Raw genomic sequence first — 16,297 nt, 5'->3', positions numbered from 1 at the left:
TTCCATTTGCGGGCAGAGGTTACTTTCGTTTACACAAAAGGCTTGCTGCCACTGCGCCAGCAAGAAATGCAAAGCCGACTGTTTTTAATGGATTCTCTTTCGCATAAGTACCAACCGCACTGCTGACTTTTTCAGATTGTTGACGTGCTGTATCCGCAATTTGATGCGCTTGTTCACTAATCTGATGTGCTACGGCTTCAATGCGCTCTTGACCGTTCTCCGCTGCAGCGGCCGCACCGTCAACTCCTTTGTGAGCACCTTCAGCGGCTTTGTCGACTGCATCGTGTGCTTTGCTCTGAGTGTTATTCTTCGCTTGAGAAGTAGTGCTCTTTTCCTGAGTAGTGCTGTTTGCTGTAGCCATGATGGGCCTCCTTTGAGTAAGTTCAGTATCTAAACTAGCCTCACCGTGAGACTAATGGAACCTTTGATCTCTAATCTTCTCTTTGTTTACAAGTTAGCAAAAAGCATCCAGCAAAACAGGTACATTTAAAAACGATGTTCTGGAGCAAGTGCCGATAGCAATTCCGATGACTCTCCAGCAATACTCTGCGCTAACAACTTGGCAGTTGTAGGACCTTGAGTAAACCCTTGATGGCCGTGTCCAAAATGGAACCACATGCCTTTATGATTGGGCGCCGCTCCTACCACGGGCAGCATATCCGGCATACAGGGCCGAGTGCCAAACCACTGGTTTTCTCTGACGCGATCCCCCATCGTCAACAAAGTGCGCAGTGACGTTACCCCCCGCTCTAGCTGAATCGGTTCGGCAGGATCATTAAGCCCGACTAACGCTGCACCAGTGGTAACGCGAATACCGCGACTCATAGGGGATGCGAGAACACCATTTTCCACATCTAAAAATGGGCGATTTAAGGACACATGCGCTTTGTAGTGACCATGATAGCCGCGCTTATACACCATCGGAATGTCATACCCGAAGCGTTTCAATAACTGCGCGCTCCATGGCCCCAAGGCAACGACAACATGCTCGCTGTGTATGTCCCCTTCCTCACTTTTGAGATGCCAACCCGAAGCACGCTGCTGCAAGCTATTTGCATCGCCCTGAACCAGCGTTCCGCCGCGCTGAATAAATAACTCGGCATAGGCGGCCGTTAAACCACCAGGGTCACTACAGCTCCAGCTTTGCAGCCAGTGCACTGCGCCAATGGGCGCTTGTTTTAGCGCAGGTTCTTCAGCTTGATAATCCACACCATTCACCACACGTGAGCTCACTCCATATAACTGATCTAAGCATTCAGCCTTTTGCACGGCCTCTTGAAAACGCCTTTCATCACGATACAGCATCGCCAACCCTGTTCGGCGAATCATCGTGTCGGCTCCCGATGAACGAATCAAAAGATCATGATCTCGCGTCGATTGTGATGCCAACTGTGCGTAAACAGCAGAAATAGCACTATGATTCTTAGGTGCAGAGTTACGAAAATAACGCCATAACGCGGGGGCCATTCTGATCGTTGGGATCAGTTTCCAAGTCACATCGTTAGTTTGCCCGATAGCGAAGCGCCACAACGTCGCAATGTCCTGCGGCAGCGCATAAGGTTCAGCTGCCTCTGACTGAATGATACCTGCATTGCCATAACTGGTTTCCAAGCCGGGACTGACTTTGTCCACCAACGTGACATGATGCCCTTGTTCTTGTAAAGCAAGTGCCGAAGAAACTCCGACCATACCCGCTCCCAGTACTGTAACCTCAGCCATATCTTCTCCCTTCTTATTGCTGCGACCCATACCTTTACTATGCTATGAGAATAGATCATCTACTTAATTATTACGTACTGAAAAACATTTTTGGTCCAGTGTTTGCTTCGCTAAATGACGTAATGTGCGTGTCGTAGATACAACATATCTCAGTCGCTCTATGATAGCTTTCACAAAAAATTACACATATAGTAATAAAACATACATGGAACAAGGACAGAAGAATTATGCGAGTATCTGGTTTATTACTGACAACGCTTCTTGCATCAAATGCAACGGTAGCGTTAGCTGCTCAATTTGATTTCTCAAATGAATACAACACCAACTCTATCCATGCCCAAGGCGATCTATTTTTCATCGATAAGGTGAAAGAACTCAGTGCTGGCGAGATCGACATTACCCTACATTCAGGCGGTGCTTTGGGCTACAAGTCCTCAGACCATTTTTATGCGGTAGCCGATAATGCTGTGCAGATTGCCGATACATTGGCAGGTAGCATGTCTGGTATTGACCCTATTTTTCTTCTGTCTTCATTACCGTTCCTAGTACAAGATGAGGATCAGGCCGAACTGCTATACAACATCGCCAAACCTTATTACAAAGAAGTGTTTGAAGAAAACGATCAGATTTTACTGTACGCATCACCATGGCCAGCAAGCGGTATTTGGTCGAAAGAAAAAGTCGATTCACAAGAAACCTTAAACGGTTTGAAAATCCGTACGTACGATAAAAATGGCACGATTACCTTGCGTGAAGCGGGTGCATCTCCGGTTAAACTGTCTTGGGCGGATGTTGTACCGCAGCTGTCTACAGGTGGCATCGAAGCCGTATTAACATCAGCAGACGCGGGGGCCAGCGCTAGCTTCTGGGAACACCTAGACAACTACAGCGCTATTCAATACGCGATTCCATTGAACATGGTACATATGAACCGTGATGAATTCGAAGATCTCTCTGACGTGGAACAAAGCGCCATTCTTGAAGCGGCAAAGTTAACCGATGAACATAACTGGAAAACAGTTCGCATGCGCGTGAAAGACAACTACAAAGAGCTTAATGACCACGCGGTAGCCATTCATAAAGACTTACCGCCTGCGTTTATAAAACACCTACAAGACTCTGCTCGCCCAGCACTAAAAGACTGGTTAGATGACGTGGGTGGTCGTGCCGAAGCGATCTTAGCGGAATTCGATAAAGAGAAATAAATGCTACTCAACTTACTATTAGGCTGCTCCCGATTCCTGAATAAGGTATCGGGCAGCATTGCCATGTTATTAATCGTTTATATTTTGGGGCACATTCTCCTAGAGATTGTGCTTCGTTTTTTTGGCACATCGACCTACGTATTGGACGAGTTTGTCGGTTATGCGGTCGCGACACTGACATTCTTAGGCCTAGGCTATAGTCTTGAACGAGGCAGTCTGATCCGTGTTGGTTTAATCATTGAGCGTCTTCCTCCGAGCAAGCGCTGGATCTTTGACTTGTTCGCCACCTTGGTTTCATTGGCCATGTTTACGTGGATCTACAGCTACTGGCAAACCAATGTGCTGCGCAGTTTTAAGCGAGGTACGACAAGCGAATCCATCATGGAAACACCACTATGGATCCCACAAGGATTGGTGCTCGTTGGCTTGGGGTTACTGTGCTTTACATTGTTTACCCACGCCTTGATTTTGTTGTTTAGACAGCAGTCGCCCGAAATTTCTTCTCCCCACGAGTAAAAGGACGCTTAATATGGAAGTCGTATTATCCGCCATTGGGGTGATTACCCTAATTTTAGTGATTCTTGGTATGGGGGTTTGGGTATTTGCCGGTCTGGCCATCGTCGCACTGCTTTCTTTGGTGCTGATTGGCGATGTTAGCCTCGATCGTTCAGGGGCTATTTTAAGCCGTATCATATTTCGAGCGGGGAACTCGTGGGAGTTGGCCGCCATTCCGCTCTTCATTCTAATGGGTGAACTGATTTTTCGGTCGAATATATCGGATCGTTTATTTCGCGGTTTAGAGCCGTGGACGCGCCATATTCCTGGCGGCATTTTACACACTAATGTGTTTGGCTGTGCCATGTTTGCCGCCGTCAGTGGCTCCAGTGCAGCGACTACAGCAACCGTTGGTAAGATCACGACCAATGAGCTCAAAGTGCGCGGTTATGATCGAGATTTATCGATTGGCTCATTGGCCGGTGCGGGCAGTTTAGGATTATTGATCCCCCCTTCTATTGTGATGATTGTGTACGGTGTACAAGCCGAAGTGTCTATCACCAAGCTGTTCATGTCAGGCGTGTTACCAGGCCTTCTCGTTGCCGCACTGTATACCGGTTATTTAATGACTCGCGCATTGATGAACCCGTCCATCGCGCCAAAAGAAGCGGCATCTACAGTAACGAAATGGCAAAGTCTTGGCTTACTGTTCCCAGTACTATTACTCATTACAATCGTCATGGGTGCGATCTACTCCGGTATTGCTACACCTTCTGAAGCAGCCGCTGTCGGGGTGTTAGCAACGCTACTTTTGCTGTTAGCAGAAAAACAATTGAGCATTCATATTTTCCGCGAAGCATTGGTGGGCACATTACTCAGCTCAACCATGGTGTGCAGTATTTTGATTACCGCGGCGCTGCTGTCGACCGCGATGGGCTATTTGCATTTGCCTGCAGAATTAGCGACTTACATTGCGAGTTTAGACTTGTCTCCCGCTTGGTTACTGTTGGCGTTGGCGCTGTTCTATATACTATTGGGACTGTTTCTAGATGGTATTTCCATCACAGTAATGAGTTTACCGATCACATTGCCGATCGTGATTCAAGCCGGCTTCGACCCATTATGGTTTGGTGTTTTCTTAGTCATCATGGTCGAGCTTGGGCAGATCACACCGCCGGTTGGATTCAACTTATTTGTGTTGCAAGGGTTAACCGGCGAGAAGATCGGACGTATTGCAAAAGCCTCTTTCCCATTCTTTATACTGATGTGTATTGCGGCCTTATTATTGTGCATCTTCCCCGAGATCGCGCTATGGCTGCCTAATGCTTTAAGCTGATTCTATTTAGGCGTGAGCCACTGCGCTCGCACCTAAATTTAGTTAATCAAGAACACTTAGAAAAACCTTAAAGCTCATACTCAAAAAAACCTCAAATAATTTGAAACTTTTCTGAAATAGCTCCGTGTCTGTTTATACAACGCGCTAATGCGTTAGCGCGCCTTTCACGTATCACAAATCATTTACAGGATGGTAATTATGAACACGACAACGTTGAAAACCTTAAAAGCACTTTCTTTAACCGTTGCGCTAGCGGGAACGGCTAGCCTAGCCAATGCCGCTGACCATGGCGTTGCAGTGAAAGGAATGGACCAAGATGTCTCTCATGGTGCCGTTGCAGCAAGTATGGTGCAATCCGAAGCAAACGGTTGGCTCGTTGTGCATCGCACCGACAGCAACATGAAGCCGGGTCCTGTTGTAGGCTATGCTCCTGTAATCAAAGGTACGAATAATAATGTCAGTGCGATTTTGCAAGAGAATGTGAAATCCGGCGAGATGCTAATGCTGATGTTACACGGCGAAGCAGGCGGCATGAAAACAGGTGTTTTTGAATACACCTTGGGCGCAAAAGAAGACGGTCCAATAAAAGTCGATGGCAAACTTGTTATGGACGTCATTACCGCGAAGTAATATCGACTATAAGGCCGCGCACGAAAGCGGCCTTTTTACTCTCAGGTCTATTAGCAATGTTTATCCATTTAAAAATGCGTCTACACTTAAAGACGAGTGTACCCACTCAATTTTATCGACGACGTTGCGCATAATCTGCCAACGACTAGGAGGATATTGCTATGTTGACGACCAAATTAGCTCAAGAGGCTTTTCGTCTAGAAATCGGGCAACTCACTAAAGAGAGTGTTAAGCATCTAGTGCCTTCATTTGAGCACTTACCAGACAATCCCTACGCCGATGGTTCTTATCGTCTACGCCGATATTCACGGTTTGTATTTCGTGATGATCGCTTACAGCGCTTACCCACTAAAGCATTTGTGCAGGACGCCAGCATCAACCACTTTCAGGGAGATGTAGAGCGAGTTTATCCAGAAATAGAACAGCAAACGGTTACCGATCCAGCATTTTTAGAATTATTCGAACACTTTCAAAAAATGGCAGATATCGGTGATGGCAGCACCATTGAAGTACATCAAATGCGCATTTTCGCAGATCATCATCAAGTAGACGTTGCTCCTGAGGGCGTTCATCAAGATGGCTTTGACCGTATTGGCATATATGTAATACAACGTCACAACATTAGCGGCGGCGAAGTCAGTATTCATACCGCCGAGAGCAGCCCTGCTATGATGAAGCACCCACTCAATAATGGGGAGTTTGTGGTGCTCAACGACCGTCGCTTTTACCATTATGCCTCACCCATAAAACCCATTGATGGTGAGCTTGGTTACATGGACGCATTTGTCTTAACCGCTAATTTAATACACTAAACATTGAGCTTATTAAGGTAGGTCGATTTAGATCAGACCTACCTTAATAAAAAATCGTTATATTGCAGTGAATACTGTTACAAAGAGCAACACCTAAACTGACCACTTGGTAAAAAAGTGGTGAGATTCCAAGAAGTTGGCTATATTAGCAGCTAGTGTTATAAATATTGTGTATGCGTCAGAAAATCGTTGTTTTATTTAGGATGCTTAGATGAATCTACCCCTCTCCCTTCGATCAGCATTGATTGCTGTCGCCATGGGCACCATTAGCGTCTCTACATACGCGAATACGTTATCGGATGTTCGACAAAAAGGAGATGTAAGCTGTGGTGTGTATCCCGATGACCCTAGCCGAAGCGCACTCGATAGCCACGGAAAATGGCAAGGATTTTATGTTGAATTTTGTCGTGGTGTCGCCGCCGCTGTTTTAATCAACCCAGAGTATGTGAACTTCGTTGAAGTCGGTTCCACCTCTCGCTTTACCTCTTTAAAAGATAAAACCACGGATGTCGTGATGTACAGCTCCACCTGGACACTAAGTCGTGAGAGCACCTATCAAGTCAGCTTTCCTGCGCTGTATCTGTTCGATGGTCAGGGGTTTGTGGTACGTAATAGCGCTAATATTAATCGACTTGAAGACCTTCGCGATAAAACCGTTTGCGTGACAGACAACACGACCACTCAGCAGAATTTAGAAGACTTTATTCAAGCAAAAAATTTTCAGACAAACATTGTCTATGCCAATGGCGATCAATTTTTCCGTGGCAGTATCTGCGATGCTTACAGCGCTGACCGTATGAATCTCGCAGTCAATTTAGCTAACCGAGTCGAGAATCGTGACGCTTACCGCATCTTACCAGATACCCTCTCAAGAGAACCTATTGGACCGACTGTTCGTAACGACGATCCTCAATGGGAACGCATTGTCCGTTCCGTTGTTCACGCCACTCTTTTAGCGGAAGAAAAAGGAATCACTAGCGATAATATTGATGACATCAGACAGACGACGCAAAGTGCTGAAGTACAAAATCTATTAGGCCTGAAAGGTAATATTGGTGAACAACTAGGGCTTGATCCTGAATGGGCCTATCGTGTCATTAAATCCGTCGGCAATTACGCTCAAATCTACGATCGACACTTTGGACTAGGCACCAACGTAAATCAACCTAGAGGGCTTAACGCGCTTTGGCAGGATGGCGGTGTTATGTTTGCGCCCCCCTTTAAATAGAAAGCATTTACAATGTCGCCAAATAGTTTGTTTACAATACCTCGACTGCAGAAACTTGGGATTCGACTCAATCTTATTCTGTTAGGGATCATTCTCTTTTTTTTAGTCTCTTCAGGCTATGGCATCTGGACCCTGCAGCAACAGTCAGCTCAGTTTAAAACGATTACTCAAACCTACTACGACCGCGCTATGTTAGCCGCTGAGCTTTCTCGAGATGCCGAACTCATTGCAACCAAGGCAATGGAGCAAACGCTCACACAGCGACTTAGCAGTATCGATGCTAACATCTTACAAGATGACCTCACGCGCACATTCACCGTGGCTCGTGATCGTTTGAATGCTCAATCTTCTGAGGAGCAAGCTGTCCTAGCAAATATCGACCGCCTAACTCAACCCTACTTTAACCAGTTGACGACCTTCTATACGTTCATTGAGCTTCAGCAGCGCCTTGAGCAAGAAATGGATACTCTCAACTTTATTCGGGTGAAACTAACCACTCCGTATTTACCTGAATTCAAAGGAATTAACATTGAGACATTCGACGCCCTTATGACCAGTGCATCAAATGCCACACTACAGCTACTTGATGCTCACAGCCCTGGTCTGATAGCGCGCCGTGATTCAAAAATTAACAGCGCTATCGTTGCGCTGTCATCTCTCTCCGCACTCGATGAGTCGCAAAAGCGCGATAGAGATGCCCTAGTCGCCAATATAAATCAAACCCGTGAGTTGAAAGAGCAACTCGACCAATCGCACTTAAAAACCTTAGCAGCAATGCGTAAAACTCGACTTCAAGCCCAGCGCTTAAGCAGTGTATGTTTTGACTTCTATTTACTCGTGAAAGCGCGGGCCCAAAACGCCTCACAGAAACACAGTCAATTAATCGAGCGTGTTACGCTTCAGATTGCATTATTCAGCAGCGCATTTTTAGGTCTGATCGGCGTCGCATATTGGCTTATTCGACACTATATTGTACGTCGCTTAAACCGCTTGAGCTTTGTAATGAGTCAGCATGCGATCGGGTATCCTGAGAGAATTCCCGAAGACGGTAACGATGAGATTACCGTGATCAGTAAAACCTTTGCGCAATTTGTTGCGGCGAATAATCATGCTCAAGACGAAGCACAACGAGCCAAGAAAGTCGCCGAAAAAGCCAACGAACGCTTACGAGAGCTGAATGCGATCTTGCATCAACAAAGTAATACCGATGAGCTTACGCAAATCCCTAATAGACGTTCATTCTTTCATTGGTTGAATACCATCGGTCCTGAGCTTTCAGCAAAGGAACAGAGCGTGAGCATTTTTATGATCGACATCGACTGGTTTAAATCCTACAACGATCATTATGGTCATCAAGCTGGCGACGTATGTCTTCATCAAATCGCTCAACTTCTTAGGGACGTAACAAAAGAGTCATCCGGTATGCTTGCAAGGTATGGTGGTGAGGAGTTTATTGTCGCGATTCCAGATATATCTCCTGAACAAGCAAACACTTTCGGCCAGGCAATACTGGATGCAATAGAACATGCACAGATCCCTCATGGCTATTCGCCAAAACATCATATTACGGTGAGTATTGGCGTTTCGACCGCTTATGAAGGCTGCGCAGATCATTCATGTGAAAAGCTTATTTCTAATGCGGACCAAGCCCTTTATGAGGCAAAAGCGCTGGGAAGGGCCTCCGTAGTGAGTCATGTCATGAAAGACTCGCTGTAGTTATTTTTAACGATCCAAACCATTAGTTGTTTGAGATAAGTAACCTTGCAGCTGATCAATTGGCATCGGTTTAGCGTATAACCAACCTTGCACAATCGCTTGAGGACAATATTGTAAGATATAGTCTGCTTGCTCCTGAGTCTCTACACCTTCAAATACGCGAACCACATTTAGTCTTTGCAACAAGCTGAAGATCGCATCAAGCATGGTTTGATTGATCGAGTCTGTACCAATGGATTGAGTAAAAGATTGGTCGACTTTTATTTCTGAAGCATTTAAGTGCCCAAGCCAAGCAAGGTTTGAATAACCCGTCCCGAAGTCATCTAACGAAATACTAATGCCAGCTTCAGTGTATTGCTTAACAATATCGGACAAACTTACACTATCACCCGCAGAACGTTCCGTAATTTCAAAAACCAACTGTTCATGCTGAATCTTATATTGCTTTGCTTTTGCGAGAATAAAGGGTAAAAGGCTTAAATCGGTAAGGTCTTGAATCGATAAATTGATGCTGAGTGTAAAATCTGGTTTTGCATCAAGCGTCGCTTGCATCTGAGCCATACTCAAATCAATAACCCGATGCGTTATTTTTCGAATTAGTCCATATTTTTCAGCCACTTCTATAAACACATCAGGCCGTACAACCCCCAAAGCATGGCTGTCCCAGCGCACTAAAGCCTCTACGCCTACCGGCATAGAATCACTCAAGCGGATTTTAGGCTGAAACACGATGGATAACTCATCTTTAGTGATCGCATTTTTCAAATGATAAACCATTGAATGCCGATGTTTACGCGCTTTATGTACCAAAGAATACAAACCAAACCCACTAAGACATGAGGCGAAAACTAAGATGAGATGCTGAGAAAACGATAAACTAAAGATTCCTGCACGATCTCTTTCTCCCATAACGCATACGTTTACTTCTGAACACGACGCATAGCTTAATGTGGCACTTGTCATTTGGGCAGAAGACGCTAAATCGCGCGGCTGATTAAAACCAAATGTTTTAAATACGTAACGATTATTTTTACTGTAAATGATCGCCGAAACCGTTGGGTCAGGGTAACGTATGGCATCAAACGCAAAAGGAGATGTTATGGCCAGCACACTACCGGTTAACGTCATATCCATTTCAAAATGCGTTCTTATCAGAGCGCTAGAATTACGCCAAAAAGATACGCCGTTATTCAAAACCGCATCTGCCGGCGGCAGTGCGACGGCTTCCTTCAACACACCTCGTTCAGCGCTACAAATCAAGTTACCATTTTGAACGCGACCAATATCTTTTAGGTATTTATGCTGCCATAGTAAATCGCGTAGCAGTTCAAGATCGTTGTGAGAACAAGCCGTGTAGGGAGATGATTGAGCACTCACAACACCCGTTTTTAGATCGGCTGTGACTCCACTGGCGTAGTTCAGCGCGTAATCAGAGTAATTCTTTAAAGCCGTCCATTGTTGTTTTTGCAAGACAAAGTGTGTGACCCATAAAGCAATAGAGAGACAAATAAGTACACTGATGATCGGCTCAACTGGTAATCGCTTACTGAACACCGTTACTTGCAAAATATCTTAACTCCTCATTCGTCCTTGTACGACTTATACAGTATCGTTATAAGTATATTTTATTTCCATATTTTTAATATGGGCATTATTTAAAATAATAAGGAAACCTCTAGAGTTCGGTACAGATAAAATGCTTCTCTACCATTTTAGCTACTGCTTTATTACCCATTCCTTTATTTCATTTCGCTGTTTTTGGTTCGCTTGAAGGTACAGTAATTGAATCGATTTCAACAAATCATTGCCAGCTTCATCTGATTCAGCCACTTGATAAAAACCATTTTCCTGAGCTTTATTGTATTGATCCAACACTTTTTGAATAGCTTCCTTCGGAAGGTCTTTTTCCGTTAACGGATCGTAATTAACCGTTTTAATCGAACCATCAGCGTATTTAACACGCCAAACAGTTCGATTACTAAAATACAACTCAGCTTGGCTTTTGGTGCTGAGCTGCGGCGCTAGGATTTCAATATCATCATTCGCCAACGTATTTAAATTCATCAAAAGCGGCGGTGTTTTAAACTCAACCTCACGTCCACCATCTTGTACTCGGTTCTTGTATCGAAATACAAATTGATGATCACCTGATTTTAGATCTCGAGGTGTTGTATTGAGCGCATCTATCACTCTACCGTCGAGAGCCAACAACTCGATTTCTTTATCAACATAAAGCGTGCCCGCTTGAGTCAGCGGCGCCACGATTACCGCGGTTGATAACAACCAGTGCTTCCAGTATTTCATATTTGCCTCCTAAGCGTTTGCAAAATCAGCGCCCCAGCATAGACACTAAAATTGGTTAATGTATAATCAGCGCCCTTGTTTGACCATATGGTTCACAAGACAATCCGATATTTGGGTTCCCTTACCCCAAACTAACTAAAAAGGTACGCCATGAGCTCTTTTACTCCTGCGCAACAAGGCAAGGCATTGCGCTATTTAGTCGCCTTCCATCTATTGATCATCGCATCAAGTAACTACCTAGTACAAATCCCATTCACTCTATTTGGTTTTCATACCACTTGGGGTGCATTTACATTTCCGTTTATTTTTCTTGCTACAGACCTAACCGTTAGAGTATTCGGCGCAGCCTTGGCACGTAAAATTATTTTCCTCGTCATGATCCCATCGTTATTGGCGTCCTATGCATTATCGGTACTGTTTTACGAAGGTGCTTTTCAAGGATTTTCCGCACTAGGCTATTTTAATCTATTTGTTGCTCGTATTGCGGTGGCTAGCTTGATGGCCTATGTATTAGGGCAAATATTAGATGTGCATGTGTTTAATCGCTTACGTCAATTACGCAGCTGGTGGATTGCCCCAGCCGCTTCCACTGTCATTGGTAATGGCTTGGATACGCTGGCGTTCTTTGGCATCGCTTTCTATCAAAGTCCTGACGCCTTCATGGCGATGCATTGGCAAGAAATCGCATTAGCGGACTATGGATTCAAATTACTTATTAGCCTAGGCCTTTTTATTCCGATGTATGGCGTAGTGCTAGCGTTCCTTGTGAAAAAAATCACTGCCTCGAAAACCGATTTCCAACTCGCTAACGTATAAAAGAATACGCCAAAGCCGCGGTCATAACACCGCGGCTTTTTTTATGCATTCTATTTTGAGTGAGTCAGAAATGAGCCCAAACAAAGCTTTTACTACGTTAGACCCTGTCGCAAAGTCACGTATTATTGAAATGGCTTGGGAAGACCGCACTCCCTTTGAAGCCATTGACGATGAGTTTGGGCTGGTTGAACAGGACGTTATCAAGCTAATGCGTTCAGAACTCAAGCCTAATAGCTTCCGTAACTGGCGTGCACGTGTCTCAGGACGTACAACAAAGCATAAAGCGCTTAGATCAGAAGATGTTATTCGCGGCTACGCACCAGCTCAATATAAGCCCAACCACGGTCTTAAAAGACGCGTATAAAATAATTTGGATCTTCAAGACTCCCTTCAACTACTTTTAGTAAGAACATCGCGTCTTGGTAATTACTGTTTGAGCATTGAGTAATAAATATCGCGATAGTGTGTAAAGAGCACTAATTGCCTTGCGGAAATCGTCTGTTCGCGCCAAAGTGTTTATACAGCTAAGACAAACAGTGACCAACAAGAGGATTTAAAGACATGGATTTAATTCGTATTATTTTTGCTATCTTACTACCACCACTTGGCGTATTTCTTCAGGTAGGTATTGGCGGTGCTTTCTGGCTAAACATCTTACTGACTATTCTAGGCTATATCCCAGGTATTGTTCATGCAGTGTGGGTCATAGCACGACGCTAATAGAGGTTGCTGTTTACTCAGCTCTTTTCATAATCGGTTCCACTTCAGCCCAGCACCTTGCTGGGCTTTTTTTTACTTTCCATATCTATAAAAAAGGGCTTATCTCATAAAAAGATGGGGATAACGCACGCATTTATCCACATAAAAATATAAAAATGAGACTTACCCTCGATCAATACACTCAACAACCACGATAGAGTGGATGCAAAACAAGAGACTGAGTACGTCGCTATCAAACACAATCGCTAATCTTTTCTTTAAATTGACCTGTAATTTGTAGTGCCTCTATTTGATGCTCCCTTAAGCTAGTGCTATGTGGCTAATCACAGACACAAAAAAGCCTGACAGCATCGCTATCAGGGCTTCCTTTGTATGATGCTTGATGATAGTGCCTTTCCTACCATCGGCGATGGTGAGCGCCTGCGACGTGTTGAGAGCTACTTCTGAGTTCGGGGTGGGATCAGGTGGTGCTCTGTCTCTGTTTTTCTGAACACCTTCTCTGACCAATGCCATAAGGCGCACGCTTTTGATGTCACGCGCTGACGTGTCGAAGCATGAGACAGGCGCAAGCGGGGCATAAAAGGGATGCGCAATCTAGCTGCGTTGATGCGTTGAGATGCGGAAAACCGCAGATATAAAAAAGCCCTGACAGCGTCGCTATCAGGGCTTCCTTTGTATGTTGTATGATGCTTGACGACGACCTACTCTCACATGGGATCTCCCACACTACCATCGGCGATGGTGAGCGCCTGCGGCGTGTTGAGAGCCACTTCTGAGTTCGAGATGGGATCAGGTGGTGATGTCTCTGTTTTTCTGAACGCCTTCTCTGACCAATGCCATAAGGCGCACGCTTTTGATGTCGACGCGCTGACGCGTCGAAGCATGAGACAGGCGCAAGCGGGGCACAAAAGGGATGCGCAATCTAACTGCGTTGAGGTGAGGAAAACTGCAGACGCAAAAAAGCCCTGACAGCATCGCTATCAGGGCTTCCTTTGTATGATGCTTGACGACGACCTACTCTCACATGGGATCCCCCACACTACCATCGGCGATGGCGCCTTTCACTTCTGAGTTCGGGATGGGATCAGGTGGTTCAACGCCTCTATGATCGTCAAGCAAACGGGTTTGCGATCGTTTTGGGGGGCTTCTGTTTGCCTTAGCCAAAACACGCAAGTTCGTGAACTTGAGTCTTTAACAATAAAACTTTTGAAATAGTGATAACCAAGTATCAAACCAGTGTTGGTATCGTAGTCTGTAGTACAGCGAGTATGTTTTCTTCACACTCGACCTCCATGGAAGGAGGAAGTACTGTTCGTTGTCTGGAACAACGACAGTAAAAACCATTTTGGTGTTATATGGTCAAGCCTCACGAGCAATTAGTATTGGTTAGCTCAATGCCTCACAGCACTTACACACCCAACCTATCAACGTCCTAGTCTCGAACGGCTCTTTAGGGCACTTTAAGTGCCAGTGAGATCTTATCTTGAAGGAGGCTTCCCGCTTAGATGCTTTCAGCGGTTATCCCGTCCGAACATAGCTACCCGGCAATGCCACTGGCGTGACAACCGGAACACCAGAGGTTCGTTCACTCCGGTCCTCTCGTACTAGGAGCAACTCTTCTCAAATCTCAAACGTCCACGGCAGATAGGGACCGAACTGTCTCACGACGTTCTAAACCCAGCTCGCGTACCACTTTAAATGGCGAACAGCCATACCCTTGGGACCGGCTTCAGCCCCAGGATGTGATGAGCCGACATCGAGGTGCCAAACACCGCCGTCGATGTGAACTCTTGGGCGGTATCAGCCTGTTATCCCCGGAGTACCTTTTATCCGTTGAGCGATGGCCCTTCCATACAGAACCACCGGATCACTAAGACCTACTTTCGTACCTGCTCGACGTGTCTGTCTCGCAGTTAAGCGCGCTTTTGCCTTTACACTCTATGCATGATTTCCGACCATGCTGAGCGCACCTTCGTGCTCCTCCGTTACTCTTTGGGAGGAGACCGCCCCAGTCAAACTACCCACCACACAGTGTCCTCGATCCGGATAACGGATCTGAGTTAGAACCTCAAACATACCAGGGTGGTATTTCAAGATTGGCTCCATGAGAACTGGCGTCCTCACTTCAAAGCCTCCCACCTATCCTACACAAGTAGGTTCAAAGTTCACTGTGAAGCTATAGTAAAGGTTCACGGGGTCTTTCCGTCTAGCCGCGGATACACAGCATCTTCACTGCGATTTCAATTTCACTGAGTCTCGGGTGGAGACAGTGTGGCCATCGTTACGCCATTCGTGCAGGTCGGAACTTACCCGACAAGGAATTTCGCTACCTTAGGACCGTTATAGTTACGGCCGCCGTTTACTTGGGCTTCGATCAAGAGCTTCGCTTGCGCTAACCCCATCAATTAACCTTCAAGCACCGGGCAGGCGTCACACCCTATACGTCCACTTTCGTGTTTGCAGAGTGCTGTGTTTTTAATAAACAGTCGCAGCCACCTGGTATCTTCGACCGACTGATGCTTACGGAGCAAGTCCTTCACATCGGCCGGCGCACCTTCTCCCGAAGTTACGGTGCCATTTTGCCTAGTTCCTTCACCCGAGTTCTCTCAAGCGCCTTGGTATTCTCTACCTGACCACCTGTGTCGGTTTGGGGTACGGTTCGATCATATCTGAAGCTTAGAAGTTTTTCCTGGAAGCATGGCATCAACCACTTCGCCCAAAAGAGGGCTCGTCGTCAGTTCTCAGTCTTAAAGGGACCCGGATTTGCCTAAGTCCCAAACCTACCGCCTTAAACACAGACAACCATCGCTGTGCTGGCCTAGCCTTCTCCGTCTCTCCATCGCAATATGTACGAGTACAGGAATATTAACCTGTTTCCCATCGACTACGCATTTCTGCCTCGCCTTAGGGGCCGACTCACCCTGCCCTGATTAACATGGGACAGGAAACCTTGGTCTTCCGGCGGGGGAGTTTTTCACTCCCCTTATCGTTACTCATGTCAACATTCGCACTTCTGATACCTCCAGCCTGCTTTACAGCTTGACCTTCAACGGCTTACAGAACGCTCCTCTACCATACTAGTAAACTAGTATCCGTAGCTTCGGTGTACAGTTTGAGCCCCGTTATATCTTCCGCGCAGGCCGACTCGACTAGTGAGCTATTACGCTTTCTTTAAAGGATGGCTGCTTCTAAGCCAACCTCCTAGCTGTCTAAGCCTTCCCACATCGTTTCCCACTTAACTGTAACTTTGGGACCTTAGCTGACGGTCTGGGTTGTTTCCCTTTCCACGACGGACGTTAGCACCCGCCGTGTGTCT

14 protein-coding genes and 2 rRNA genes (1 of these 16 only partly in view) are annotated in these 16,297 nt (G+C 45.8%); 10 read left to right on the top strand and 6 right to left on the bottom strand.

Annotated features, from left to right (window positions below):
- Positions 1-19: 19 nt before the first annotated feature.
- Positions 20-361 carry a DUF883 family protein gene (locus ACPUEK_RS04525; protein ID WP_425642477.1) on the bottom strand — a complete coding sequence of 114 codons (342 nt, stop codon included), beginning with the start codon at positions 359-361 and terminating at the stop codon, positions 20-22.
- Between the two features lie 125 nt (positions 362-486).
- The gene (locus tag ACPUEK_RS04520; RefSeq protein WP_425642476.1) at positions 487-1,719 is read right to left on the bottom strand and encodes an NAD(P)/FAD-dependent oxidoreductase; all 1,233 of its coding nucleotides are present in this window, start codon (positions 1,717-1,719) and stop codon (positions 487-489) included.
- 227 nt (positions 1,720-1,946) lie between these two features.
- Between ACPUEK_RS04520 and ACPUEK_RS04515 the strand changes: the two genes are divergently transcribed.
- From ACPUEK_RS04515 to ACPUEK_RS04485, 7 genes are all read left to right on the top strand, one after another.
- The gene (locus tag ACPUEK_RS04515) at positions 1,947-2,924 is read left to right on the top strand and encodes a TRAP transporter substrate-binding protein (protein WP_425642475.1); all 978 of its coding nucleotides are present in this window, start codon (positions 1,947-1,949) and stop codon (positions 2,922-2,924) included.
- On the top strand, positions 2,925-3,440 hold the full coding sequence (locus tag ACPUEK_RS04510; protein ID WP_067223697.1) for a TRAP transporter small permease subunit: 516 nt from the start codon (positions 2,925-2,927) through the stop codon (positions 3,438-3,440).
- A gap of 13 nt (positions 3,441-3,453) precedes the next feature.
- Positions 3,454-4,755, top strand: a complete 1,302-nt coding sequence (locus ACPUEK_RS04505; protein ID WP_067032746.1) for a TRAP transporter large permease — start codon at positions 3,454-3,456, stop codon at positions 4,753-4,755.
- A gap of 198 nt (positions 4,756-4,953) precedes the next feature.
- Positions 4,954-5,385 carry a DUF7282 domain-containing protein gene (locus ACPUEK_RS04500; RefSeq protein ID WP_067223703.1) on the top strand — a complete coding sequence of 144 codons (432 nt, stop codon included), beginning with the start codon at positions 4,954-4,956 and terminating at the stop codon, positions 5,383-5,385.
- Between the two features lie 161 nt (positions 5,386-5,546).
- Positions 5,547-6,197 (top strand): 2OG-Fe dioxygenase family protein, encoded by a 651-nt coding sequence (locus ACPUEK_RS04495; protein ID WP_067223708.1) that lies wholly within the window; start codon positions 5,547-5,549, stop codon positions 6,195-6,197.
- 211 nt (positions 6,198-6,408) lie between these two features.
- Positions 6,409-7,425 carry an amino acid ABC transporter substrate-binding protein gene (locus ACPUEK_RS04490; RefSeq protein ID WP_425642473.1) on the top strand — a complete coding sequence of 339 codons (1,017 nt, stop codon included), beginning with the start codon at positions 6,409-6,411 and terminating at the stop codon, positions 7,423-7,425.
- A 12-nt stretch (positions 7,426-7,437) separates the two neighbouring features.
- Positions 7,438-9,141 carry a diguanylate cyclase gene (locus tag ACPUEK_RS04485; RefSeq protein ID WP_425642472.1) on the top strand — a complete coding sequence of 568 codons (1,704 nt, stop codon included), beginning with the start codon at positions 7,438-7,440 and terminating at the stop codon, positions 9,139-9,141.
- A 6-nt stretch (positions 9,142-9,147) separates the two neighbouring features.
- Here ACPUEK_RS04485 and ACPUEK_RS04480 read toward each other — a convergent pair whose 3' ends face one another.
- Together ACPUEK_RS04480 and ACPUEK_RS04475 are read right to left on the bottom strand one after the other, a co-directional pair.
- Positions 9,148-10,707 carry an EAL domain-containing protein gene (locus ACPUEK_RS04480; RefSeq protein WP_425642470.1) on the bottom strand — a complete coding sequence of 520 codons (1,560 nt, stop codon included), beginning with the start codon at positions 10,705-10,707 and terminating at the stop codon, positions 9,148-9,150.
- A gap of 150 nt (positions 10,708-10,857) precedes the next feature.
- Positions 10,858-11,445 carry a DUF2057 family protein gene (locus ACPUEK_RS04475; protein WP_425642468.1) on the bottom strand — a complete coding sequence of 196 codons (588 nt, stop codon included), beginning with the start codon at positions 11,443-11,445 and terminating at the stop codon, positions 10,858-10,860.
- 150 nt (positions 11,446-11,595) lie between these two features.
- Between ACPUEK_RS04475 and ACPUEK_RS04470 the strand changes: the two genes are divergently transcribed.
- From ACPUEK_RS04470 to ACPUEK_RS04460, 3 genes are all read left to right on the top strand, one after another.
- Positions 11,596-12,261, top strand: coding sequence for a 7-cyano-7-deazaguanine/7-aminomethyl-7-deazaguanine transporter (locus ACPUEK_RS04470; protein ID WP_425642467.1), 666 nt, complete (start codon positions 11,596-11,598; stop codon positions 12,259-12,261).
- 70 nt (positions 12,262-12,331) lie between these two features.
- Positions 12,332-12,625 (top strand): TIGR03643 family protein, encoded by a 294-nt coding sequence (locus ACPUEK_RS04465; protein WP_067223728.1) that lies wholly within the window; start codon positions 12,332-12,334, stop codon positions 12,623-12,625.
- A gap of 197 nt (positions 12,626-12,822) precedes the next feature.
- A complete protein-coding gene (locus tag ACPUEK_RS04460; protein ID WP_067223730.1) occupies positions 12,823-12,981 on the top strand; it encodes a YqaE/Pmp3 family membrane protein in 159 nt (52 codons plus the stop codon).
- Between the two features lie 1,001 nt (positions 12,982-13,982).
- Here ACPUEK_RS04460 and rrf read toward each other — a convergent pair.
- Positions 13,983-14,097: ribosomal RNA gene (gene rrf / locus ACPUEK_RS04455) — 5S ribosomal RNA — on the bottom strand.
- Between the two features lie 239 nt (positions 14,098-14,336).
- Positions 14,337-16,297, bottom strand: a 23S ribosomal RNA gene (locus tag ACPUEK_RS04450) (it continues 926 nt past the right edge of the window).

It is taken from the genome of Marinomonas gallaica, assembly GCF_049821165.1.
GTDB classification, from domain to species: domain Bacteria; phylum Pseudomonadota; class Gammaproteobacteria; order Pseudomonadales; family Marinomonadaceae; genus Marinomonas; species Marinomonas gallaica.
The sequence above is the reverse complement of the archived record's forward strand: the minus strand, read 5'-3'. Positions and strand labels throughout refer to the sequence as shown.